The sequence below is a fragment of the Streptomyces sp. SCPE 10 genome, from assembly GCF_051980735.1.
In the GTDB taxonomy this organism is placed as follows: domain Bacteria; phylum Actinomycetota; class Actinomycetes; order Streptomycetales; family Streptomycetaceae; genus Streptomyces; species Streptomyces misionensis.
Map to the genome: position 1 here is coordinate 5,671,249 of NZ_CP197069.1, position 22,777 is coordinate 5,694,025.

Consider the following 22,777-nt stretch of genomic DNA (forward strand, 5'->3'; position numbering starts at 1 on the left):
ACTCCCGTGAGGTCGGGGATGCTTGCCCATCGTGCCATGCACACGAGGGTGAGTGCGCGGGCGAACTCCCGCGGAGCGTGACCGGCGCCACGTCCGGTGGCCTTACGATGGCGCGGTGCTGGTCAAGTGGACTCGCTGCACCGTGGTGGACCGCCGGGGGTTCGAGCGAGGGCAGCGGAAATGGGCGGGGCTTCTGGGTGAGCCGGGATTCCGGGGACAGGGCGGAGGATGGAGCCGGCATCGGCCGGGGGTGGCGCACATCGTCGCCTTCTGGGAGAGCCGCGCCTTCTACGACTCCTTCATGGCCCGCTCCCACGACCGGCTGGCGGCGGCCCAGTCCGGCACGTTCAAGGACGCCCAGGTCAAGCTGTTCGAGTACCGCTTCGACGTGAAGACGGGCTTCGAGCCGCGGTTCACCGACGCCGACCTGCTCAGGCTGGCCCACTGCCGGGTCCACGAGGAGCGGGCGGAGCACTTCACGCTGATGCAGGAGAAGGTCTGGAACCCTGCCGTGGCGGGCTCGCCCGGCATGATCCGCGGGATGTTCGGCGAGGCGCCCGGGCAGGAGTTCCTGATCCTGTCGATGTGGCGGGCGGCGGCCGAGCACGGCAAGTACCGCACCGAACGGGTGGAACGGCTCGCGCTGCGCGCTCAGACCGAGGCGGACATCGCGGCGCTCACCGGGGACATCGTGGACATGGAACCGACCTGGACGGTGTGAGCGAGCCGCCCCTTCGGGCCGGCCCGGCCGGCTCGGGCGGCCGGTTTGGATTTCCCACCGAGCGGGTCGGCGAATCAAACGTGTGATCTACGCTGTACGGGCCCGGTCCGAGTGCCCGCCCGTGCGCCGCTCGCTCTAGGGTTTTGGCATGGCACGACCACGGCGCATTGTTCTTGTCCGGCACGGCGAGTCGACGGGCAACATCGACGACTCCGTGTACGAGCGGGAGCCGGACCACGCCTTGGCGCTGACCGAGCGCGGCCGGCGGCAGGCCGAGGAGACCGGCAAACGGCTCCGGGAGCTGTTCGGCCCGGAGCGGGTGAGCGTGTACGTCTCGCCGTACCGCCGTACCCACGAGACACTGCGCGCCTTCCAGCTCGACCCCGACCTCATACGCGTGCGCGAGGAACCCCGGCTGCGCGAGCAGGACTGGGGAAACTGGCAGGACTGTGACGACGTCCGGCTGCAGAAGACCTACCGCGACGCCTACGGCCACTTCTTCTTCCGGTTCCCGCAGGGCGAGTCCGGCGCCGACGTCTACGACCGGGTCGGTGGCTTCCTGGAGAGTCTCTTCCGCAGCTTCGAGGCGCCGGACCACCCGCCCAACGTGCTGCTGGTGACCCATGGGCTCGCGATGCGGCTTTTCTGCATGCGCTGGTTCCACTGGACGGTCGCCGAGTTCGAGTCGCTGTCCAACCCGGGGAACGCCGAGATGCGGATGCTGCTGCTCGGCGACGACGGCAAGTACACGCTCGACCGGCCCTTCGAGCGCTGGCGCGAACCGGTGCCGGACTGGGCCACCGGATAGAGTGGCAGAGCCATGACCGCACCTTTCTCACCCCGTGAACGCCATGAGCGCGCCCTGGCGAGCCTGCGCGGACTGGCCGTCGGGGACGCCCTGGGTGCCCAGTTCTTCGTGCCCGCCCAGCACGCCCTGCTGAAGCGGCGCGAGCTGCCGCCGGGGCCCTGGCGGTGGACCGACGACACCGAGATGGCCTGTTCCGTCCTCGCCGTGCTCGCCGCCCACCAGCGCGTCGACCAGGACGCCCTGGCCCGCTCCTTCGCCGATCACCACGATCCGGACCGGGGCTACGGCCCCACGGCGAGCCGGCTGCTGGCACTCGTGCGCGCGGGCGAGGACTGGCGCGGGCCCGCCGCGGCGCTCTTCCACGGGCAGGGCTCCTGGGGCAGCGGCGCGGCGATGCGGACCGCGCCCCTGGGCGCCTGGTACGCGGACGACCCGGAGCAGGCCACCCATCAGGCGGAGATCTCCGCCTATCCCACGCACCAGCACCGGGAGGCGGTGGTCGGTGCCATGGCGGTGGCGGCGGCCGCGGCGCTGGCCGGCGCGCCGGACGGTCCGCCCGGACCCGGGGAACTGCTCGACGGCGTCATCGCGCTCGTGCCGAAGAGCGCGGTCGGGCAGGGGCTGCGCCGTGCCCGGGACATGCTCGACTACGGTGACGCGACCACGGTCGCCGCCGTACTGGGGTGCGGGCGCCGCAGGACGGCCCATGACACCGTGCCCTTCGCCCTGTGGTCCGCCGCGCGGTGCCTCGGCGACTTCGAGGCGGCGTTCTGGACGACGGCCCGGGTCGGTGGCGATGTGGACACCACCTGCGCCATCGTGGGCGGCGTGCTCGCGGCGGGGAAGGCGGCGCCGCCCGCGGAGTGGGCGCAGCGGGCCGAGGCCCTGCCGGACTGGGTGCCGCGGGAGCTGTGACGGACAGCGGCCGGGAGGGGCCGGAGTGGGGTCCGGCTCGGTCGCGGCGGGCCCGGGCTCCCCGGGTACGGCGGGGATCCCACCGGCTGCCGCGCCCCCGTCAGACGTGGTGGGCGTGCTCCACGGTGGCGATGCCGTGCAGAAGCACCTTCAGTACCGCCTGCAACTCGTCGTCCAGTTCCCCGGGCCGCTCGTTGTGGGCGTGCTGGGACCAGCGGTACAGGGCGCCGAAGTAGACGTCGCGCAGCAGATTGCCGACGCGCTCGGGTACGAGGTCGGGGTCGAGTTCACCGGAGCGAGCGCCGGAGGCGACGATGTCGGCGAATATCTCGGCGACGTACGGTTCCTCGCTCAGCGGCCGGCCCGCCTTCACCCAGGCGGAGAGCATGGCCGCGGTGACCTCCTGCTCCTCCTCGTTGATCCGGGCCAGCACCGACATACATCGCACCAGCTGGGCGACGGCGTGCGAACCGTGGACGTCTTCCTGTTCCAGATAGGTGAGCAATTTGGTTCGCCGCTCCTCCCCCCAGGCACTGATGACGTCTTCCTTGCGCTGGAAGTAGTTGAAGAACGTCCCCCGGGCGACATCGGCGCGTTCCGCGATCTCGTCCACCGAGGTGCGGTCGTAGCCCTGCTCCGTGAACAGGGACAACGCGGATGAGTAGAGGCGTTCTTTGACGCGCTGTTTGTTGCGTTCGCGTCGACCGGGCGACTGCGTCCCGCCTGACGGACCAGGAGCCATGTTCATCTCCGCTTCACGGGGCTGCCCACGCTGAGTAGCGTCTAGGCTTTGACACTGATTTTTATACCACAGTCTAACTATGGGGGCGAGTATCACTTCCGGATAAGTGCCGGGGCCGTCACGCCCGTTGGACGTGACGGCCCCGAAGCCGGCTGCCGGACGGATCACACGGGCGTGGGCGCCGCCAGGCCCCGGACGATCCGCTCCAGACTCTCCGCGCCGAGCAGCCGGCCCGCGGTGATCTCCACACCGCAGCCGGTCTGGAGCCGCTTGCGCAGCTGGAGGGCCATGAGCGAGTCGAGCCCCAGATCGCGCAGCGAACGGCGCGGGTCCAGATCGGCCCGGGACACCCCGAGTACCTCGGACGCCGCCGTGAGGATCGCGTCCGCCGGGTCCACGCGCGCGGTGACCGCGTCTGGCGTGACCGCCTCCTCCCTCACCCCGGCCGACGGCACCGCGGCCGGGACCACGGCGCGGTGCTCCGCCCGCGGCGGCGCGGCGGGCCGGACCGGAGCCTCGCCGAACCGCGGCGCATGCCGGGCCGCCGGCGGACGGATCATGGTGGCGAACCGGGACAGCAGCGGACGCGCGGGACCGCGCCGGGGCGCGCCCAGCCGGGCCGGCAGCGCGCGCATCAGGGAGGCCGCCGGGCCGGCCGGCCGCCCCGGGCGCCGCAGGGCGATCCCGCGGAACTCCGCCAGCACCCGCCCGTCCCCGTCGAGCACCAGCACGTCGCCGCGCGCCTGCCGGGCGTCGGACCCGGGGGCGACGACGGCCAGGCTCCACAGGTCGTCCGTCAGCTCGCCGTACAGCTGCACACTGTCGAAGCCGGTCGGCACGAAGCCCCGGTCCTCCTCGCCGCGGCGCGCCTGCGGCCAGGCCGCGACCAGCGGCAGCAGCACCGCCTCCCACAGTCCCGGCGCCGGTTTGGCCAGCCGGATCCGGGCCACCGCCTCACCGCGCCGGCGCCACACCTGCTCCACTGCGCCGGACGTCTCGCCGATCTCCAGCCCGCACGTCCCGGCCAGTTCCCGGAACCCGGCGGCGGACAGGTACGTGTGGCAGCGGGCCAGGGCGCCGTCCAGCTCGCGGAGTGCCCGGCGGCCGTCGCTGTCGTCCACCGGGGTGAGCGACGCGGTGGCGCAGAAGGTCCGCTCGGTGCCGTCCGGCTGCTCCAGTTCCACGACCGCCCGCCACCCGTCCCCGCCCCGTTCCAGGGCGACGGCCAGCACGGCGGCCGACGGGTCCGGGAGGAGGACCGGAGCGGGGGCGAGCCGGACGTCGCGCACCGCGTACATCGTGCCGGGCAGCTTCTCGGCGGCCGCGTCGAGCACGGCGGCGATCTGCACGGCGGGCGGCAGCACGGTCAGCCCGGCCACGCTCAGCTGCTCCGCCCACGCGGCGATGCCCCACCGGCCCAGCTCCACCCGGGTCTCCAGGACGGTCCGCGCCGGGCGCGGGGCGGCCGGGGCCTGCCGGAACTCGGTGCGCTCCCACGGGTAGTGGGGCAGCGGCACCGGCCGCACCGGATGGCCGTACCACCGCGTCCAGTCGATCCGGCCGCCGGCGGCGAAGAACCGGCCCGCCGCGCGCACCAGTTCGGCCGTCTCGTCGGTGTCGCGGCGCAGCGAGGGCACGGCGGTGCCGGGCGCGCCGTCGTGGGCCAGGGTGTCGGCGACCGAGGCGGTGAGCACCGGGTGGGGGCTGATCTCCAGGAAGACGTTCTCCACCGGGTCGGTGGCGGCCAGGCCGGAGACCGCCTCCCGGAACCGCACCGGCTCGCACAGGTTGTCCGCCCAGTAGCCGGGGTCCAGTTCCGGTCCCGCCAGCTCGGTGCAGCGGACGGTGGAGAACAGACCGGTGGCGGCCGGGCCGGGCGTCAACCCGTCCAGTTCGGCGGCCAGTTCGGGATGCAGGGGACGCATCTGGGGGGAGTGCGAGGCGACGTCGACGTTCACCGGCCGGCACAGCACCCCGTCCGCCTCCAGCCGGGCCGTCAGCTCCGCGAGGGCCCGCGGGTCGCCGGCGAGCACCGTGCAGGTGGGGGAGTTCTCCGCGGCCACGCACACCGACGGTATCCGGGAGACGGCCTCGTGGGCCCGGTCCGCGGACAACTCCACGACGAGCATGGCGCCTCCGCCCGCCACGCGTCGCATCAGTCGGCTGCGACGGCAGATCACCGCCACCGCGTCCCGCAGCGACAGCGCCCCGCTGACACAGGCCGCCGCCACCTCTCCCATGCTGTGCCCGACGCACACCTCCGGCACCACGCCGAGGTCCCGCCAGGCCGCCGCCAGCGCCACCTGCACCACCCACAGCGCGGGCTGCACGATCTCCACCCCGCCGGGGAAGCGATCGGCGTCCGTGGTCAGCAACTCCTCGACGGACCAGTCGAGTTCCTCGCGAATGGCCTGGTCGCAGGCGCGCAGGACGGTCCGGAACGCCTCGTTGGAGGCGAGCAGGCCCCGGCCCATGCCGAGCCACTGCGAGCCCTGTCCGGAGAAGACGAACACGGCGCGCCGCGGACCGCTGAACCCCGCCTCGCCGACGCCGCCGTGCGGGCTCTGCTCGCCCGCCGCCAACGCCCTTAACACGTCCGCGAGTTCGTCGTGCGAGGTGCCGGTGGCCCAGAGCCGGTGCGGGCCCGCGTCCCGGCGCGTGGCCGCGGTCGCGCAGATGTCCGCCAGCGACTGGCCGCGGCCCGCGCCGTCCGGGCCGAGGTGGTCCGCGTACGCCGCGGCCAGGCGGCGCAGGGCCGCGGCCGAGCGGGCGGAGAGCACCAGGAGGCGGGGGCCGGGGACCGCGGGCACCACCGGCTCGGCCGACTGCCGGTCGTCGACGAACTCGCCGATGACGACATGGGCGTTGGTGCCGGACAGCCCGAAGGAGCTCACGCCCAGCAGGGCCTGGGGACCGGCCTTGTCGAGCGGGGTGTTCTCGGTGACGACGCGGACGGCCGGCCGCTCGCCGGTGAGCAGCGGGTGCGGCTCGGTCAGGTGCAGCGAGGCGGGGATGACGCCGTGGCGGGCGATCAGCACCGCCTTGATCAGCCCGGCGATGCCGGCGGCGGCCTCGGCGTGCCCGATGTTGGTCTTCACGGAGCCGCAGCGCAGGGGCCGTTCACCGCCCGTCGCCTCCGCCAGCGCGCTCAGTTCCACGGTGTCGCCGGTCGGCGTCCCGGTGCCGTGCGCCTCGACGTAGTCCAGCCGGGCGGGCTCGATCCCCGCGCTGTGGCAGGCGTCCCGCAGCATCTGGGCCTGCCCGGACACCGACGGCTTCAGCAACAGGCCACTGCCCTGGCCGTCGTTGGTGACCGCGCTGCCGAGCAGCAGGGCGAGCACCGGATCCCCGTCGCGCAGCGCGTCGGGCAGCGGCTTGAGGACGACCGCGCCGATGCCCTCGCTGCGCACGAACCCGTCGGCCGAGGCGTCCCCGAACCGGCACCGCCCGTCCGGCGACAGCATGCCGCCCTGCGAGTAGGCGATGGAGTCCTGCGGGGACACGATGATGTTGACGCCGGCCGCGATCGCGAGGCCGCTCTCGCCGGTCAGCAGGCTCTGCCGGGCGGTGTGCACGGCCACCAGCGAGGAGGAGCACGCGGTGTCCAGCACCAGGCTCGGTCCGCGCAGGTCGAGCGCGTAGGAGACCCGGCCGGCGGTGACCGCGCGCAGCCGTCCGCCCACGGTGTCGCGGACGCCGGGCCCTTCGGCCGGCTGCCCGGATTCGCCGTATTCGGCGGTGGCCTGGCCCACGAAGACGCCGGTACGCGAACCGGCAAGACTGGACGGCGCGATTCCCGCCGATTCCAGTGCCTCCCATACGACGTGCAGCAGGATCCGCTGCTGGGGATCCATGCTTCTGGCCTCGACCGGGGATATCCCGAAGAATCCCGCGTCGAAGGAGAAGGCCCCGTCGAGGAAGCCGCCGTCCCGGGAGACGGTCTTGCCGGGACGGGGTGCCCGGCCGGAGTAATGGTCGTCGATGTTGAACCGGTCCTCGGGAATCCGGGTCACGGCCTCGGAGTTGGCCATGAGGAGGTCCCAGAATTCGCCGGTGCTGTTGGCGCGGGGAAAACGGCATCCCATACCGATGACGGCTATGGGAGTGCCACCTGCGCTCGAGAAGCGCTCCACGTACGTTCACCTTCGATCAGAGCCGATTGAGAACAAACACGACCGCCTCGCCCGGAATCGGACAAGGCGGGTTGGGGTGCGCGGTGCAAGTGCGATGCAAACTTACACGCCCAACCAAGATTGACCCAGAGGCTCATAACTGTGTCTCGGGCGCTGTCCCGAATCGCGAGACAGTGTGGCCTGGTTGGTGGGTGTCTGTCCGCATTTCTTCCCTGTTGGCTGTGATCCAGGTCACCGAATACTTGTACTTGCGTCTTCTTATGCATGTCAGTCTACTCTTGTCTTGTCGTTCATAAATGATCATCAGGGCACGACGGGGGAGCAGAGATGTCCGACGCACCGTTAAGGTCCAGAGCCGTCGCGTACGCCGACGACGGCACCGATCCCATCGACGTACTGCCGGACTGGTCCGAGGCGCTGGCCGGGGTCGTCCACCTGTCGGTGCGCGAGCGCCAGGTGTTCCTGATGCTCGGCGCCGGCCATTCCAACCGCAGCATCGCCGCCCGGCTCCGGGTCACCGAACGCACCGTCAAGGCGCATGTCGCGCAAGTGCTGAGCAAACTCCAGGTGGAATCCAGGCTGCAGGCGGGTCTCGTCGCCCACGCCTACCGCGTCATGAACGAAAGTCCAATTCACAGCCAGGGCCACTCGGGATAGAAAAGTTCCCGGCGCACCGCTCCGGATCGCGCCGGAGAGGCTGAGCCGTCCCCGTGGCGGCCAGGGGGTTCACCATGCCCTGCTGGCCTCCGCTTTGCCGCGGCACCGTGTACAGCACGCCGTCGGCGAAGTCCACTTTCCCATTCCCCCGCGGAATTCCGCAGCCATTTCGGCCTGCGCTGCCGGAACGCCCACTCCCCGGACAAGGAGATGACGCGTGTCCCTCACCGATGTCGAGACAAGAAGCGCCCGTGCACAGGGCGCACCCGACCCCGCCGATCCCCGGGAAACCATGCGGGCCCTGCCCGGTTTCCTGCAGTACCCGCTCACCGTCTTCACCGGCAAACCGCTGTCCGAGCAGACCGGGCTGCCGTGGACCCCGACCTTCCACCTGGCCGCCGCGGTGCTCGCGATGCTCGCCGGCACCGCCGTCGGCTCGGCCGCCTGGGCGCTCGGCGGCTGGTGGCTCCTCGCCCTGCTCCCCGGCTGGGCGCTCACCCTGCACGGCCTGCGCAACCTGCGCATGATGGTCTACCACCAGTGCTCGCACCGGAACATGTACCGGCGCCGCCGCCTGGACATCGTCATCGGACGGGCCATCTCCAGCCTGCTGGTCATCCAGAACTTCGAGCGCTACAGCCGCGAGCACGTCAGCGACCACCACGCCGCCCACCACATGACGCTGCGGGACCCCACCGTCCAGGCGTTCCTCGTCAGCCTCGAACTGAGCCCCGGGATGACGCGCCGCCAGATGTGGCGCCGGGTCGTCGGCAAGCTCCTCTCCCCGCGCTTCCACCTGGCCTTCTCCGTCTCCCGCGTGCGCTCCTTCTGGAGCACCGCCGCCCGCAGCGAGCGGGTCACCGCGGTCGTGCTCTACACCGCCCTGGCCGCCGCCACCATCGCCACCGGCACCTGGCCGGCCCTGCTGCTCGCGTGGTTCGTGCCGCTGCTGCCGCTGTTCCAGGTCAGCAACACCCTGCGGCTGTGCGTCAAGCACACCTTCCCGGTGGCCGGCACCGAAGTCCGGCGCGGCCGCGACTACTTCGCCGGTCTCACCAACGCCATCTTCATCGGTGAACCCGCCCCCTCGGCCACACTGCCGGCCGGCCGCCGCGCCCTCGCCTGGGTCCGCTGGGCGCTGCGCATGCTGTTCGTGCACGCCCCGACCCGCTACCTCGTGCTCACCGGCGACACCGTGGTCCACGACTACCACCACCGCTACCCCTCCAGCCGGGAGTGGGCCGACTACCTCTTCGCCCGCAAGCGCGACATCGAGGCCGGCCACAAGGGCTGGCCCGAGTACCACGAGGTGTGGGGACTGGTCCCCGCCATCAACTACGTCTTCGACTCCCTGGCCGTGGCGGACCCGGCGGAGTACGACATCGCCCGGCTCCCGCACGTCAGCAAGCGCGAGCTCTTCGCCGCCTTCGACGACTGAGACCCCGTACCGACCCGAGACCCGCCCCACCCGCCACCTCCCACCCACAGGAGCCCCCATGCAGCAGCGGAAGATCATCCTGGGTGTGGCCGCGAGCGACGCACACGCCGTGGCCAACCACCTGATCGCCCACGCCCTTCGCGGCATCGGCTACACCGTCGTCAATCTCGGCACCTGCACCCCGGTCGAGGAGTTCGCGGAAGCCTGCCGGGAGCATCCCGATGCCGAGGCGGTGGTCATCGGGAGTCTCAACGGCCATATCCACGAGGACCTCCGTGACCTGGCCGCCACCAAGGCCGAGGGCGCGATCCGGTGCCCCGTCATCGTCGGCGGCAACCTCTCGGTGGGCAGCAAGAAGGACCCCGCTGCCCTGGAGCGGCTCTACCGGCTCGGCGTCGACCGCATCGTGAACGACCCGGCCGCCCTGCCCGCCGTGCTCGACGAACTGCGCGCCACCCGCCCGGTGGCCGAGCCGCTGCTGGCCGTGTCATGACGAGCAAGATCGTCCTCCTCGGCGCGGACCGCGCCGGGGAGGCCCCCCACAGCGTCCCCGGCGCCGAGTCCCTCCCGCCGCTGGAGGACTCCGTCGCCTACGTCGCGTCCCTCGGCAAGCCCACGGCCGCCCAGGTGCTCCAGGACGCCCGCGAGTCCGGCCGGGTGGCGATCCAGCCGCGCTGCGGAGTCGGCGGCCACGAGGAGATGAAGGCCCTGCTGCGGGACCTGGAGGCCCAGGCGGCGCCCGACATCCTGACCCTGACCATCGACGCGCACACCCGCCTCAAGCGGTTCGAGCAGGCGCTGCGCACCCTCAACCGCGACCCCCGGGACCTCAACGGCTATCCGCTGGTCACCCACGGCTGGCAGCGCGGCCGGGACCTCAACGAAGCCGTCGCCGCGCCGCTGGAGATCCGCCACGGCTCGCCCGACGCCCGCGCCCTGTTCGACGTCTCGGTGGCCTCCGGCATCACCTCCTTCGAGGGCGGCGGCATCTCCTACAACCTGCCCTACTCCAAGGCGGTGCCGGTCGCGGAGTCGCTCGCCGCCTGGGAGGACGTGGACCGGGTGTGCGGCCGGCTCGCCGAACTCGGGCTGATCATCGACCGGGAGCTGTTCGGCACGCTGACCGCCGTCCTGGTCCCGCCGTCGATCAGCCTCGCGATCAGCGTGGTGGAGGCCGTGCTGGCCGCCCGGGCCGGGGTGCGCTGCATCTCGGTGGCCTACCCGCAGAGCGGCCACCTGGTGCAGGACGTGGCGGCGCTGCGCACCATCCCGCTGCTGGCCCGCCGCTACCTGCCCGAGGGCGTCCAGGTGCACGCCGTGTTCCACGAGTTCATGGGCGTCTTCCCCAGGGGCCGCGACCACGCCGAGGACCTCATCTTCTACGGCGCGCTCGTCGCCCGGCTCGGCGGCGCCTCCAAGCTGATCACCAAGACCTACCAGGAGGCGTACGGCATCCCCGACACCCGCGCCAACGTTGAGGGACTGCGCCTGGCCGCCCGCGCCAACTCCCCGCTGCTGGACTTCGTCGCGGTGGACGCGGACCGGGTCGCCGAGGAACAGGAGTGGATCCTCGCCGAGGTCGCCGACATCGTCGAACCCCTGCTGGAGCAGCCGGACCTGAAGGCCGCGGTGGCGCAGGCGCTGGAGCGCGGCACGCTGGACATCCCGTTCAGCGCGAGCCGGTACGCGAAGTCGGAGATCATCCCGAAGCGGGACGCCGAAGGCGCCATCCGCTATCTGTCCGCCGGTTCGCTGCCCCTGTCCCGGCGCGCGGTGCGCCGCAACGACGAACTGCTGCGCCGCGCCGAGGCCGGCGGCGCGGACCCGGGACTCGGCTCCCTGCTGGCGGATCTGACCGGAGACATCAACTACTTCCTCACCCTGTTCGGGGAGAGCGACCGTGAGGGGACGTCGTGACCATCGCCGCGGAACCCGCCGCGCCGCCGCGGGAACAGCACACCGAAGACACCGGGGACCGCAAGACGACCCGGACCCTCGACCGCGTGGTCATCCGCTTCGCGGGCGACTCCGGCGACGGGATGCAGCTGACCGGGGACCGGTTCACCTCCGAGACCGCGTCGTTCGGCAACGACCTGTCGACGCTGCCGAACTTCCCGGCGGAGATCCGTGCCCCCGCGGGCACCCTGCCCGGCGTCTCCTCGTTCCAGGTGCACTTCGCCGACCACGACATCCTCACCCCGGGTGACGCGCCCGACGTGCTGGTGGCGATGAACCCGGCCGCCCTGAAGGCGAACACGGGCGACCTGCCGCGCGGCGCCGAGATCATCGTCGACACCGACGAGTTCACGCCCCGCAACCTGGCCAAGGCCGGGTACGACGGCTCGCCGCTGGACGACGACTCGCTCGCCGCGTTCACGGTGCACCCGGTGCCGCTGACCACGCTGACGGTGGGCGCGCTGTCCGGCTTCCCGCTGACCCGCAAGGAGGCGGAGCGGGCGAAGAACATGTTCGCGCTCGGCCTGCTGTCGTGGCTGTACCACCGGCCGACCGACGGCACCGAACGCTTCCTGCGGACCAAGTTCGCGCGGCGTCCCGAGATAGCGGAGGCGAACATCGCCGCCTTCCGCGCGGGCTGGAACTTCGGCGAGACCACGGAGGACTTCGCGGTCTCGTACGAAGTGGCCCCGGCGAGCCGGGCGTTCACCCCCGGCACCTACCGCAACATCTCCGGCAACCTCGCCCTGTCCTACGGTCTGGTCAGCGCCTCCCACCAGGCGGAACTCCCGCTGTTCCTGGGCTCGTACCCGATCACCCCGGCCTCCGACATCCTGCACGAGCTGAGCAAGCACAAGAACTTCGGCGTGCGGACCTTCCAGGCGGAGGACGAGATCGCCGCGATCGGTGCCGCGCTGGGCGCCTCCTTCGGGGGCTCCCTGGCGGTGACGACCACCTCGGGACCGGGCGTCGCCCTGAAGTCGGAGACGATCGGGCTGGCCGTCTCCCTGGAACTGCCGCTGGTCATCGTGGACATCCAGCGCGGCGGCCCCTCGACCGGACTGCCGACCAAGACCGAGCAGGCCGACCTCCTGCAGGCGATGTACGGCCGCAACGGCGAGGCCCCGGTGCCGGTGGTGGCGCCGGCCACCCCGGGGGAGTGCTTCACCGCCGCCCTGGACGCCGCCCGGATCGCCCTCACCTACCGCACCCCGGTGTTCCTGCTGTCCGACGGCTACCTCGCCAACGGCTCGGAGCCCTGGCGGATCCCGGAGCCCGGCGAACTCCCGGACCTGCGGGTGCCGTTCGCCACCGAGCCCAACCACGACGGGGAGTTCTGGCCGTACCTGCGCGACCCGGTGACGCTGGCCCGTCCCTGGGCGGTGCCGGGCACCCCGGGCCTGGAGCACCGCATCGGCGGCATCGAGAAGCAGGACGGCACGGGCAACATCTCCTACGACCCGGCCAACCACGACTTCATGGTCCGCACCCGCCAGGCCAAGATCGACGGCATCGCCGTACCCGATGTCACCGTGGACGACCCCGGCGGCGCGGCGGACACCCTGGTGCTCGGCTGGGGCTCCACCTACGGGCCGATCACGGCGGCGGTACGGCGGGTGCGCGCCGAGGGCGGCCGGATCGCCCAGGCCCATCTGCGGCACCTGAACCCCTTCCCCGCGAACCTCGGCACCGTGCTGTCCGGCTACCGCACCGTGCTCGTGCCGGAGATGAACCTCGGCCAGCTCACCCAACTGTTGCGCGCCCGCTGGCTGGTGGACGCCCGGGCGCTCACGCAGGTCAACGGCATGCCGTTCAAGGCGGAGCAGCTCGCCACGGCGCTGAAGGAGGCCATCGATGACTGACACCGGCAACCCACTGCTGCAGCTGGTCCCCAAGGCCGAGGCCAGGCAGACGGCCAAGGACTTCAAGTCGGACCAGGAGGTGCGCTGGTGCCCGGGCTGCGGTGACTACGCGATCCTCGCCGCCGTACAGGGCTTCATGCCCGAACTCGGCCTGGCCCGGGAGAACATCGTCTTCGTCTCCGGCATCGGCTGCTCCTCCCGCTTCCCGTACTACATGAACACCTACGGGATGCACTCCATCCACGGCCGCGCCCCCGCCATCGCCACCGGCCTCGCCGGCTCCCGCCCCGACCTGTCGGTGTGGGTGGTCACGGGCGACGGCGACGCGCTGTCCATCGGCGGCAACCACCTGATCCACGCCCTGCGCCGCAACGTCAACCTCAAGATCCTGCTCTTCAACAACCGCATCTACGGCCTGACCAAGGGCCAGTACTCCCCCACCTCCGAGACCGGGAAGATCACCAAGTCCACGCCGATGGGCTCGGTCGACGCGCCCTTCAACCCCGTCTCGCTGGCCCTCGGCGCCGAAGCCACCTTCGTGGCCCGGACCATCGACTCCGACCGCAAGCACCTCACCGGCGTGCTGCGCGCCGCCGCCGAACACCCGGGCACCGCCCTGGTCGAGATCTACCAGAACTGCAGCATCTTCAACGACGGCGCCTTCGACGCCCTCAAGGACCGCCAGCGGGCAGAGGAGGCGCTGATCCGGCTGGAACACGGCCGGCCCATCCGCTTCGGCGCCGACGGCACGCGCGGCGTCGTGCGCGACCCGCGGACCGGGGGCCTCGACGTCGTCACCGTGACCCCGGAGAACGAGGCGGACCTCGTCGTCCACGACAGCGGGGCGCACGACCCCACCACCGCCTTCGCCCTCTCCCGCCTGACCGACCCCACCCCCGTCGGCGTCTTCCGCGACACCGAAAGGACCGTCTACGACGCCGCCCTCAACGCCCAGCTGGACGCCGCGGTCGACCGGCACGGCAAGGGCGACCTGACCAGCCTCCTGACCGGCACCGACACCTGGACCGTCCTCGCCTGATCCCGCCCCCACCCACTTCGCAGGGAGACCGCCATGTCCACTCGCACCATCGACATCTGCATCGTCGGCGCCGGCCCCCGCGGCACCGTCGCGCTGGAACGCGTCTGCGCCAACGCGCTGCTGCTCAGCCCGGGCCAGGACGTCCACGTCCACGTCGTCGATCCCTACCCGGTCGGCGGCGGCCGGGTGTGGAAGTTCGACCAGCCGCGCGAGCTGCTGATGAACACCGTCGCCGGCGACGTCACCGTCTTCACCGACCAGACCGTCACCTGCGAGGGGCCGCTGACCCCCGGCCCCACCCAGTACCAGTGGGCCCGGATGGTCGCGGACGGCCTGGTGACCGACGTCAGCGACGAGGCGAAGGCCGAGGCGGCGCAGATGGAGGCCTGGTCGTACGCCTCCCGCGCCTTCCAGGGCGAGTACCTGGGCTGGTCGTTCCGGCACATCGTGGAGCGCGCCCCGGCCGGGGTGTCCGTCAGCGTGCACCAGACCCGGGCGGTCTCCGTCACGGAGTCCCCGGACGGGATGCAGGAGGTGCGGCTGGCGGGCGAGGACCTGCCGCTGCGGGTGGACGCCGTGGTGCTCGCCCAGGGCCACTACGACGTGGCGCCCACCACCCGCGAGCAGCACCTCATCGACTTCGCGGCCCGGCACGGACTGCACTACGTGGCCCCCAACAGCCCCGCCGAGGCGGACCTTTCCTGGGTCGCGGCCGGCGAGCCGGTCATCGTGCGCGGCCTCGGCCTCAACTTCTACGACTACATGATCCTGCTCAGCGAGGGCCGCGGCGGTCACTTCGTCACCGAGGGCGACGGCCTGCGCTACCTGCCCAGCGGCGAGGAGCCGGTGATGTACGCGGGCTCCGGGCGCGGCATGCCCTACCGGGCCCGGGCGGAGATCAAACAGGAGGTCGTACCCCGCTACAAGCCGGACTTCATCACGGCCACCGAGATAGCCGAGCTGCGGCTCGGCGCCGGCACCGGACGCACCGACTTCCTGCGGGACCTGTTCCCGCTGGTCGCCAAGGAGGTCGCCTGGGTGTACTACCGGGCGCTGCTGAAGGACACCGCACCCGAGGGGCACGCCCGGCTGGTGGCCGAGTTCCCCGGCCTGCGGTGGGGCAGCCCCCGGATGGAGCGGCTCATCGAGGAACTGGTGCCCGACCCGGAGCTGAGGTTCGACTGGAAGCGCCTGGACCGTCCGGCGGACGGGATCGGCTTCGCAGGGCAGGCCGCCTTCCGGGACTGGATCACCGCCCAACTGGCCGAGGACCTGCGGCACTCCAGGCTCGGCCCGGAGCGCAGCGCGGTGAAGGCGGCCGCCGCGGTGATGCGCGACCTGCGCGAGGAGGTGCGGGCGGTCATCTCCCACCAGGGCATCAGCGGCGCCTCGTACCGCGACCACATCGACCGCTGGTTCAGCGGCCTGAACAACTACGCGGCCAGCGGCCCGCCGGCCACCCGGGTGGCCCAGCTGCTGGCGCTGGTGCGGGCGGGGATCGTCGAACCGCTCGGCCCCCGGATGAAGGTGAGCGCCGAGGAGGACGACGGTGTCTTCCTGGCCTCCTCCCCGGACGTGCCCGGCACCGAGGTGCGGGCCACCGCGCTGGTGGAGGCGCATCTGCCGCTCACCGACGTCCGCCGGGCCACCGATCCGCTGCTCGCCTCGCTGCGCGCGGCGGGGGAGTGCCGGGCGCACTTCATCCCGGACGCCGACGGCGGCGGGTACGAGACCGGCGGCCTGGACGTGACCGAGTCGACGTTCCAGGTGGTGCGCGGCGACGGCACCCCGCACCCGGCCCGCTTCAGCTACGGCCCGCCGGTCGAGTCCGTGCAGTGGGTCACGGCCATCGGCGCCCGTCCGCACGTCAACTCCCGCACGCTGCTCCAGGGCGACTCCATCGCCCGTTCGTGCCTGCGCCAGGGCATGGCGCGGCTCGCCCGTCTCGACGCCGACGACGCGGCCCGCCGCGAGACGGCGACCACTGTCCCGCTGGCCGGCTGACACCCCCCGAGGAGACGGCAATGATCACGCTTGAGGCTGTACGAAAGCATGCCGCGACGGCACCGGACCGCGTGGCGGTCAGCGACGGCCAGGAGACGCTGACCTGGGCGGAGCTGGCGGACCGGGTGGCGGCGGTGCGGGCCTGGCTGACCCGCTCGCTGGACGCCGACGAGTCCCACCGGGCGATGGTGATCGCGGGCAACACCGTGCGCGTCGTGGTGGCCACCGCCGCGCTGACCTCGCTGGGCATCCCGTGGGTGGGGGTCGACCCGGAGCGGGACGGCGCCACGATCGGCGAGCAACTGGCCGCCGTGGAGCCCACGTTCATCGTGGTGGACAGCTCGCTGCCGAACCTGCCGCAGGACTTCTGGCCGCGCTGGGGCGACACCGCCGTACTGCTCGACCTGGTGGCGTTCCCCGCGTTCGACACCCGGGTCACGCACTACCTGGCCGTCGCCGAGGGCGAACACCAGCCGGCCCCCTGGGTCCAACCCCCGTTCAGCGCACTGGGCTTCACCAGCGGCACCACCGGAACCCCGAAGCTGTTCGTGCGCCGCAAGCGCACCGAGAACCAGCGGGTCGCCTTCCTGCGGGACCGCTTCGCGTTCGGCCCCGGCGACTCCTTCCTGATCACCTCGCCCCTCGCCTTCGCCTCCGGACACGTGTGGGCGGGCGCCGCCCTCGCGCTCGGCGCCACGGTGCGGCTCGGCCCGCCGGACGCCGAGGCGGCCGTGGAGGTGCTGGCCACGGAGCGGCTGACCGGCGCGTTCTTCGTGCCGCCGTTCCTCGACCGGGTGCTGGAGGCGGCCACCACCACCCACCGGGGCGCCGATCTGACCGCGCTGCGCTTCCTGCTCACCGGCGGCCGGCACATCAGCCCGCGCACCATCGACCAGACCCGGGCCCGCCTCGGCGACCTGCTGTACGTGTACTACGCGACCACCGAGACCGGCATCAACACCATGGCCGATCCGGCCGACCTGGCCGCCGCCCCGTACGCGGCGGGCCGCTTCATGCCGGGCGTGACGGTCCGCGCGCTCGACCCCGACACCCTCGGCGAACTGCCGCCCGGCCGGGTGGGATTGCTGGCGATCGACAGCGCGTACGCCATGGACGAGTACGTGCACCGGCCGCTGGACACCGTCGAACTGGACGGCCGTCGGCACATCCTGACCAGCGACTACGGCTACCTCGGCGACGACGGGCGGCTCTACATCACGGCACGCTCCGAGCCCCGCCTCGACGTCGTACGCGTGGAGGGGGCCATCAAGGAGGACCCGGCGGTGCGCGATGTGTGCGTCACCTCGGGTCTGGACGGCGCGGACACGGGCGCGGTCGCGGTGGTGGTGCTGCGGCCCGGACTGGCCCCCGAGCTGCGGGACCGGGCCCTGGCCCGGGCCGGTGAGGTCCTCGGGCGGTTCGCCGGCCCGGCCAGGGTCACCGAGGCCGAGCGCATCCCGTACAACAGCGCGGGCAAGGTGGCGCTGCTGGTGCTGCGGGAGGAGCTGGCCGTGCGGCTGAGCGCCGCCTGATCTTCCATGGAAACCGCACGTCAGAGCCCCTGCCGCAAGTCGGTGGGGGCTCTGCCTTGCGCTCTGTACCTACTAGTATGTACAGTCGAGTCATGAAGGCGACGAAGGAACACCTCGTCGAGGCCGCCGCCGAGTTGCTCTGGGAACGCGGCTACGCGGCGACCAGCCCGGCGATGATCCAGAAGCGCTCCCACGCCGGACAGGGGAGCATGTACCACCACTTCTCCGGCAAGGCCGACCTGGCCGTCACCGCCATGCGGCACTCCGCGGGCCAGCTGCGGCTCGCCACGGAGACGGCGCTGGACAGCGGCACGACGGCCCTGGAACGGGTCGGCGCCTACCTCGACATGGAACGCACCCCGCTCGCCGGCTGCCGTGTCGGCCGGCTCGTCCAGGACCCCGACGTCGTCGCCGACGACCGGCTGCGCGCCCCCGTGGAGGAGTTCTTCACCTGGCTCCAGCAGCGCATCGCCGATGTGCTCGCCGAGGGCGTGCGCAGCGGCGAACTGCGCCCGGACACCGACGTCGCGGCCATGGCCTCGCTCGTCATCGCCACCGTCCAGGGCGGCTATGTGCTCGCCCGCGCCCAGCAGGACCAGGCGGCGTTCCGCCGCGCCACCGAGGCCGCGAAGAGCGCCCTGGCCCATCTCAGGGCGTGACCCGACCGTCCGCCGCCAACCCCCGCTGCCCGGGGCGCGGCACCCCTCGCGAACAGGGTCACCGCCCTGCCGAACCGTCGCACCACCCCGCCGAACCCTCGCACCACCCCGCTCGCCGGACCCCGCCCCGGCACCGCCGAAAGAAGGTTCACCCCATGACCACCGTCCCCGACTCGCCGACGAGCACGGCACGCCAGCCGATAGGCACGCCCGCCACGCCGGCCGCTCCCGCCGCGCCGGTGCGCAGCGCGCGCCACACCGCCCTCGCCCTCGCCGCCGTCTGCCTCGGCTTCTTCATGATCCTGCTGGACGGCAGCGCCCTGAACATCGCCCTGCCCGCCATCGAGCGGGACGTGCACGGCTCGATGGCCGCCCTCCAGTGGGTCGTCACCATCTACACCATCCCGCTGGCCAGCATCCTGCTCACCGCCGGCAGCATCAGCGACCGCTGGGGCGCCCGCCGGCTGTTCGTCTCCTCGCTCGCCGCGTTCACCGCCGCGTCCCTGCTGTGCGCGCTCAGCCCGAACCTGACGGTCCTGGTGGTGGCCCGCTTCCTCCAGGGCATCGCGGCCGGCGGTCTGCTGCCCACCACCCTGGCGATCATCGCCCGCACCTACCCCGACCCGATCGAGCGCGCCAAGGCCATCACCGTGTGGGGCGCCACCGGCGGACTCGCCCTCGTCGCCGGCCCGATCGGCGGCGGCGCGCTGACCGAACTCCTCGGCTGGCGCTCGATCTTCCTCATCAACGTGCCCGTCGGCCTGATCACCCTCTACCTCGCCCAGCGCTACGCCGGCGAGACCCCCCGGCGCGAGGCCCGCGCCGCCGACCTGCCCGGCCAGCTGACCGGCATCATCGCCCTCTCCGCGATCGTCGCCTACCTGATCGAGGGCGGCTCGCTGGGCTGGCTCGCCCCCGTCCCGCTCGTCCTGCTCGCCGTCGCCGTCGTCACCGCGATCACCTTCGTCGCCGTCGAGTCCCGCTCCCAGCACCCGATGCTGCCGCTGGCCGTCTTCCGCCGCGCCGCGTTCTCCGCCTCCATCACCAACGGCTTCGCCTTCCAGTTCGGCGGATACGGCCTCCAGTTCATGCTCGCCATCTACCTCCAGCAGCAGTGGGGCCTGAGCGCGGAGAAGACCGGCGTGTACTTCCTGCCCTTCGGCATCGCCTGGGTGTTCGGCACCATCGTCCTCAACCGCCGCCTCGTGCACCGCGGTCCGCGGTTCCTGCTGTGGACCGGCGCCCTGTCCTCCTTCATCGGCAGCGCCCTGCTGCTCGGCGTCACCGACCAGAGCACCTGGCCGCTGTTCGCCATCGGCACCGGCCTGACCGGCCTCGGCTGCGGAGTGTTCTCGCCCAGCCTCAACGCCGCCGCCCTGCTGGCCATCGACCCGGCCTACGCCGGCCTCGGCTCCGGCGTCCTCAACACCGCCCGCCAGGTCGGCATGGCGATGGGCGTGGCACTGCTCGGCTCCCTGATCGGCATGCACGACACCATGCTCGGCCTGCGCGTGAGTGTCGTCCTGGTGGCGCTCTGCTTCTTCGCCATCATCGGCCTGAGCGTCGCGTACGTGCCGCGCAAGGAGACCGCCTGACCAACCCGCACCGGGCGGGGCCGTGCCGGACGGACCACCGACGGCACGGCCCCGCCGCCCCTCCGCAAACCCAGCGACAGAACGGCAAGGAGCGCCCCCATGCGCGCAGTAGTGGCCGAGCGGCACGGCGGCCCCGACGTACTCACCGAGACCGAACGCCCCGACCCCCGGCCGGGCCCCGGCGACCTGCTGGTCCGCCTGACCGCCGCCGGCGTCAACTACAAGGACGTCTACGAACGCGAGGGCCGCGCCGCGCTGCGCGCCCCCTTCGTCCCCGGCAGCGAGGGCGCGGGCACGGTCGTGGCCACCGGCGCGGACGTCGCCGGGTTCCGGCCCGGCGACCGCGTCGCCTGGTGCGCGGCCCCCGCCTCCTACGCCGAACTCGTCGCGGTGCCCGCCCGCGCCGCGGTGCGCGTCCCGGACGGCATCTCCGACAGCGACGCCGCCGCGGCCATGCTCCAGGGGCTGACCGCCCACTACCTGACGACCTCCACCTACCGGGCGGCCGAGGGCGAGACCGCGCTCGTGCACTCCGCGGCCGGCGGCCTCGGACAGCACCTGGTGCGCCTGCTCGTCCGCCGGGGCGCCCGCGTCATCGGCACCGTCTCCACGCCCGGCAAGACCGCCGCGGCCGAGGCGGCCGGCGCCCACCACGTCATCGTCCGCGGCGCCGCCGACGACCTGACCCGGCAGGTCCTCGACCGCACCGACGGCAGGGGAGTGGACGTCGTCTACGACGGCATCGGCAAGGACACCTTCGAGGCGGGCCTCGCCGCGCTGCGGCCCCGTGGGATGTTCGTGCTGGTCGGCGCCGCCTCCGGGCCCGTCCCACCGCTCGACCCGCAGTCGCTCGCGCCCCGCGGCTCGCTGTTCCTCACCCGCCCCACCCTGGTCGACCACGCCACCGACCCCGCCGAACTGGCCGACCGCGCCGCCGACGTCTTCGGCTGGCTGCGCGAGGGCGTGCTGAAGACCACGATCGGCGGCCGGTACGGCTTCGACCGGGCCGCCCGCGCCCACGCCGACCTCCAGTCCGGCACCACCACCGGCAAACTCCTCCTCCAGCCGGGGCACTGAGCGGCCCGCGGACCGGAGGACAGCCGAAGGAACGGAGACACTCCATGACCCGTTTCGCCCGCATCGCGTACACCGGCTCGGTCCGCGACGTCCAAGAACGCAACGGCAGCGGCCAGGCCATGCTGCGGCAACTGGACGGACCCGACGAACCCGACCCGCTCGGACCGGTGGAGCAGCAGTTCATCGCCGAACGCGACAGCTTCTACATGGCCACCGTCAGCGAGACCGGCTGGCCCTACATCCAGCACCGCGGGGGCCCGCCCGGCTTCCTGCACGTGCTGGACGAGCACACCGTGGCCTTCGCCGACGTGGGCGGCAACCGGCAGTTCATCACCGCCGGAAACCTGCGGCACAACGACCGGGTCGCCCTCTTCCTGATGGACTACGCCTACCGCACCCGGCTGAAACTGCTCGGCCGCGCCCGCTGGCAGGACGCCGACGAGGCCCCTGCCCTGGCCGGCCGGCTCGCCCGGCCACGCACCGACGGCCGCCTGGAACGGCTCGTCACCATCACCGTCGAGGGCCTCAGCTGGAACTGCCCCAAACACATCACCCCCCGCTTCACCCCGGCCGAACTGGACGAGGTGCTGCAACCGATCCGGGACGAGATCACCAGGCTGAGGGAGGCGAACCGAGCCCTCACCGCCGAGAAGAAGGAGTAATTCACGAGCGCGATCCCGAAGACGAGGAACGCCCTTGTGGAGCGGGTCGCCCGGCAACCGGAATCCCCCTCGGTCGAGCGCAAGTTGCTATTGATCCGAGGCAAGCCGGCGCCCCTGCCCTCCGCCGGATTCCGAACCCACTGATCGATATGCACCTGCAAATATGGTGACCCGGGTTCCGGAACGTCGGTCTCCCTCGCGGCGCTCCCGTGGCCGCGGGGGAGACCGGGGTGTCGCCGGGCCATCCCGGCGGCGTAACCTAAGGGCGCCATGCCGTACGAACCTCCTACACACACCGTCGAGCGCTCCCTGCGCGCCACGACCGGAGCGAAGGTCATCGCCGGTGTCGACGAGGTGGGGCGCGGCGCCTGGGCCGGACCCGTCACCGTCTGCGCGGCGGTCACCGGACTGCGCCGACCGCCCGCGGGCCTGACCGACTCCAAGCTGCTGACCCTCAAGCGACGCACCGAACTGGACGAGATCCTGCGGGCATGGGTGACCTCGTACGCGCTGGGGCATGCTTCCCCGGAGGAGATCGACGGCATGGGGATGACGGCCGCGCTGCGGCTCGCCGCGGTCCGCGCCCTGGAGGCCTTGCCCGTCCGTCCCGACGCCGTCATCCTCGACGGGAAACACGACTACCTCGGTGCCCCATGGCGGGTGCGCACGGTGATCAAGGGCGATCGGTCGTGCGTCGCCGTCGCGGCGGCCTCCGTGATCGCCAAGGTTCAGCGCGACAAAATGATGGCCGAACTGGGTGCCGACCATGCAGACTTCGGGTTTGCGGACAACGCCGGGTATCCGTCGCCCGTGCACAAAGCCGCACTGGAAGAGCGGGGCCCCACCCCGCACCACCGTTTGTCGTGGGCGTATCTTGATGCGCTGCCCCAGTGGCGGCATCTCAAGAAGGCCCGCACGTGGGCGGACGGAAACGTTCCGGAGATCGAGGGTCAGCTCGGCTTCGATTTCTGATCGTT

At 72.3% G+C, this 22,777-nt stretch carries 18 protein-coding genes; 16 read left to right on the plus strand and 2 right to left on the minus strand.

Going from position 1 to position 22,777, the window contains the following annotated elements; all coding sequences use genetic code 11:
• Positions 1-115: 115 nt before the first annotated feature.
• The 3 genes from ACSP97_RS26265 to ACSP97_RS26275 all read left to right on the plus strand — a co-directional run bounded on the left by ACSP97_RS26265 (position 116) and on the right by ACSP97_RS26275 (position 2,444).
• The gene (locus ACSP97_RS26265; RefSeq protein WP_355149222.1) at positions 116-721 is read left to right on the plus strand and encodes a YdbC family protein; all 606 of its coding nucleotides are present in this window, start codon (positions 116-118) and stop codon (positions 719-721) included.
• Between the two features lie 148 nt (positions 722-869).
• A complete protein-coding gene (locus ACSP97_RS26270; protein WP_355149224.1) occupies positions 870-1,529 on the plus strand; it encodes a histidine phosphatase family protein in 660 nt (219 codons plus the stop codon).
• 12 nt (positions 1,530-1,541) lie between these two features.
• A complete protein-coding gene (locus ACSP97_RS26275; RefSeq protein ID WP_355328418.1) occupies positions 1,542-2,444 on the plus strand; it encodes an ADP-ribosylglycohydrolase family protein in 903 nt (300 codons plus the stop codon).
• 100 nt (positions 2,445-2,544) lie between these two features.
• Here the strand turns inward: ACSP97_RS26275 and ACSP97_RS26280 are convergent, their stop codons facing one another.
• Positions 2,545-3,096 (minus strand): TetR/AcrR family transcriptional regulator, encoded by a 552-nt coding sequence (locus tag ACSP97_RS26280; protein ID WP_355149228.1) that lies wholly within the window; start codon positions 3,094-3,096, stop codon positions 2,545-2,547.
• 254 nt (positions 3,097-3,350) lie between these two features.
• Positions 3,351-7,271: a type I polyketide synthase gene (locus tag ACSP97_RS26285; protein WP_440558480.1), complete on the minus strand. Its 3,921-nt coding sequence runs from the start codon at positions 7,269-7,271 to the stop codon at positions 3,351-3,353.
• A gap of 375 nt (positions 7,272-7,646) precedes the next feature.
• On the opposite strand from ACSP97_RS26285, the gene ACSP97_RS26290 reads away from it, so the two are divergent.
• The 13 genes from ACSP97_RS26290 to ACSP97_RS26350 all read left to right on the plus strand — a co-directional run bounded on the left by ACSP97_RS26290 (position 7,647) and on the right by ACSP97_RS26350 (position 22,772).
• Positions 7,647-7,976, plus strand: a complete 330-nt coding sequence (locus ACSP97_RS26290; protein WP_355149232.1) for a helix-turn-helix domain-containing protein — start codon at positions 7,647-7,649, stop codon at positions 7,974-7,976.
• Between the two features lie 217 nt (positions 7,977-8,193).
• On the plus strand, positions 8,194-9,414 hold the full coding sequence (locus ACSP97_RS26295; RefSeq protein WP_440554526.1) for a stearoyl-CoA 9-desaturase: 1,221 nt from the start codon (positions 8,194-8,196) through the stop codon (positions 9,412-9,414).
• Positions 9,415-9,472: 58 nt separating this feature from the next.
• On the plus strand, positions 9,473-9,907 hold the full coding sequence (locus tag ACSP97_RS26300) for a cobalamin-dependent protein (RefSeq protein WP_070025973.1): 435 nt from the start codon (positions 9,473-9,475) through the stop codon (positions 9,905-9,907).
• Entirely contained in the window at positions 9,904-11,331 is a 1,428-nt protein-coding gene (locus ACSP97_RS26305) for a methylaspartate mutase (protein ID WP_355149236.1), read from the plus strand. The genes ACSP97_RS26300 and ACSP97_RS26305 overlap by 4 nt, the downstream gene beginning before the upstream one ends.
• Positions 11,332-11,333: 2 nt before the next feature.
• The gene (locus ACSP97_RS26310) at positions 11,334-13,232 is read left to right on the plus strand and encodes a 2-oxoacid:acceptor oxidoreductase subunit alpha (RefSeq protein ID WP_382013354.1); all 1,899 of its coding nucleotides are present in this window, start codon (positions 11,334-11,336) and stop codon (positions 13,230-13,232) included.
• Positions 13,225-14,271, plus strand: a complete 1,047-nt coding sequence (locus ACSP97_RS26315) for a 2-oxoacid:ferredoxin oxidoreductase subunit beta (RefSeq protein WP_391871223.1) — start codon at positions 13,225-13,227, stop codon at positions 14,269-14,271. The genes ACSP97_RS26310 and ACSP97_RS26315 overlap by 8 nt, the downstream gene beginning before the upstream one ends.
• Positions 14,272-14,304: 33 nt before the next feature.
• On the plus strand, positions 14,305-16,275 hold the full coding sequence (locus ACSP97_RS26320) for an FAD/NAD(P)-binding protein (RefSeq protein WP_440554529.1): 1,971 nt from the start codon (positions 14,305-14,307) through the stop codon (positions 16,273-16,275).
• A 20-nt stretch (positions 16,276-16,295) separates the two neighbouring features.
• A complete protein-coding gene (locus tag ACSP97_RS26325; RefSeq protein ID WP_355149244.1) occupies positions 16,296-17,807 on the plus strand; it encodes a class I adenylate-forming enzyme family protein in 1,512 nt (503 codons plus the stop codon).
• A gap of 92 nt (positions 17,808-17,899) precedes the next feature.
• The gene (locus tag ACSP97_RS26330) at positions 17,900-18,466 is read left to right on the plus strand and encodes a TetR family transcriptional regulator C-terminal domain-containing protein (protein ID WP_355149246.1); all 567 of its coding nucleotides are present in this window, start codon (positions 17,900-17,902) and stop codon (positions 18,464-18,466) included.
• Positions 18,467-18,621: 155 nt separating this feature from the next.
• Positions 18,622-20,061 (plus strand): MFS transporter, encoded by a 1,440-nt coding sequence (locus tag ACSP97_RS26335; RefSeq protein ID WP_358303535.1) that lies wholly within the window; start codon positions 18,622-18,624, stop codon positions 20,059-20,061.
• A 99-nt stretch (positions 20,062-20,160) separates the two neighbouring features.
• Entirely contained in the window at positions 20,161-21,138 is a 978-nt protein-coding gene (locus ACSP97_RS26340; protein ID WP_440554532.1) for a quinone oxidoreductase family protein, read from the plus strand.
• Positions 21,139-21,182: 44 nt separating this feature from the next.
• Entirely contained in the window at positions 21,183-21,800 is a 618-nt protein-coding gene (locus tag ACSP97_RS26345) for a pyridoxamine 5'-phosphate oxidase family protein (protein ID WP_440554534.1), read from the plus strand.
• 270 nt (positions 21,801-22,070) lie between these two features.
• Complete coding sequence (locus ACSP97_RS26350) at positions 22,071-22,772, plus strand: ribonuclease HII (RefSeq protein ID WP_355149254.1); 702 nt, start codon at positions 22,071-22,073, stop codon at positions 22,770-22,772.
• Positions 22,773-22,777: the final 5 nt, after the last annotated feature.

Bases quoted from the DNA above. Each gene is read 5' to 3' on its own strand.
- ACSP97_RS26270 (WP_355149224.1), top strand. From the start codon at position 870: ATGGCACGACCACGGCGCATTGTTCTTGTCCGGCACGGCGAGTCGACG.
- ACSP97_RS26275 (WP_355328418.1), top strand. From the start codon at position 1,542: ATGACCGCACCTTTCTCACCCCGTGAACGCCATGAGCGCGCCCTGGCG.
- ACSP97_RS26285 (WP_440558480.1), bottom strand. From the start codon at position 7,271: ATGGGATGCCGTTTTCCCCGCGCCAACAGCACCGGCGAATTCTGGGAC.
- ACSP97_RS26290 (WP_355149232.1), top strand. From the start codon at position 7,647: ATGTCCGACGCACCGTTAAGGTCCAGAGCCGTCGCGTACGCCGACGAC.
- ACSP97_RS26300 (WP_070025973.1), top strand. From the start codon at position 9,473: ATGCAGCAGCGGAAGATCATCCTGGGTGTGGCCGCGAGCGACGCACAC.
- ACSP97_RS26305 (WP_355149236.1), top strand. From the start codon at position 9,904: ATGACGAGCAAGATCGTCCTCCTCGGCGCGGACCGCGCCGGGGAGGCC.
- ACSP97_RS26315 (WP_391871223.1), top strand. From the start codon at position 13,225: ATGACTGACACCGGCAACCCACTGCTGCAGCTGGTCCCCAAGGCCGAG.
- ACSP97_RS26320 (WP_440554529.1), top strand. From the start codon at position 14,305: ATGTCCACTCGCACCATCGACATCTGCATCGTCGGCGCCGGCCCCCGC.
- ACSP97_RS26325 (WP_355149244.1), top strand. From the start codon at position 16,296: ATGATCACGCTTGAGGCTGTACGAAAGCATGCCGCGACGGCACCGGAC.
- ACSP97_RS26330 (WP_355149246.1), top strand. From the start codon at position 17,900: ATGAAGGCGACGAAGGAACACCTCGTCGAGGCCGCCGCCGAGTTGCTC.
- ACSP97_RS26335 (WP_358303535.1), top strand. From the start codon at position 18,622: ATGACCACCGTCCCCGACTCGCCGACGAGCACGGCACGCCAGCCGATA.
- ACSP97_RS26340 (WP_440554532.1), top strand. From the start codon at position 20,161: ATGCGCGCAGTAGTGGCCGAGCGGCACGGCGGCCCCGACGTACTCACC.
- ACSP97_RS26345 (WP_440554534.1), top strand. From the start codon at position 21,183: ATGACCCGTTTCGCCCGCATCGCGTACACCGGCTCGGTCCGCGACGTC.
- ACSP97_RS26350 (WP_355149254.1), top strand. From the start codon at position 22,071: ATGCCGTACGAACCTCCTACACACACCGTCGAGCGCTCCCTGCGCGCC.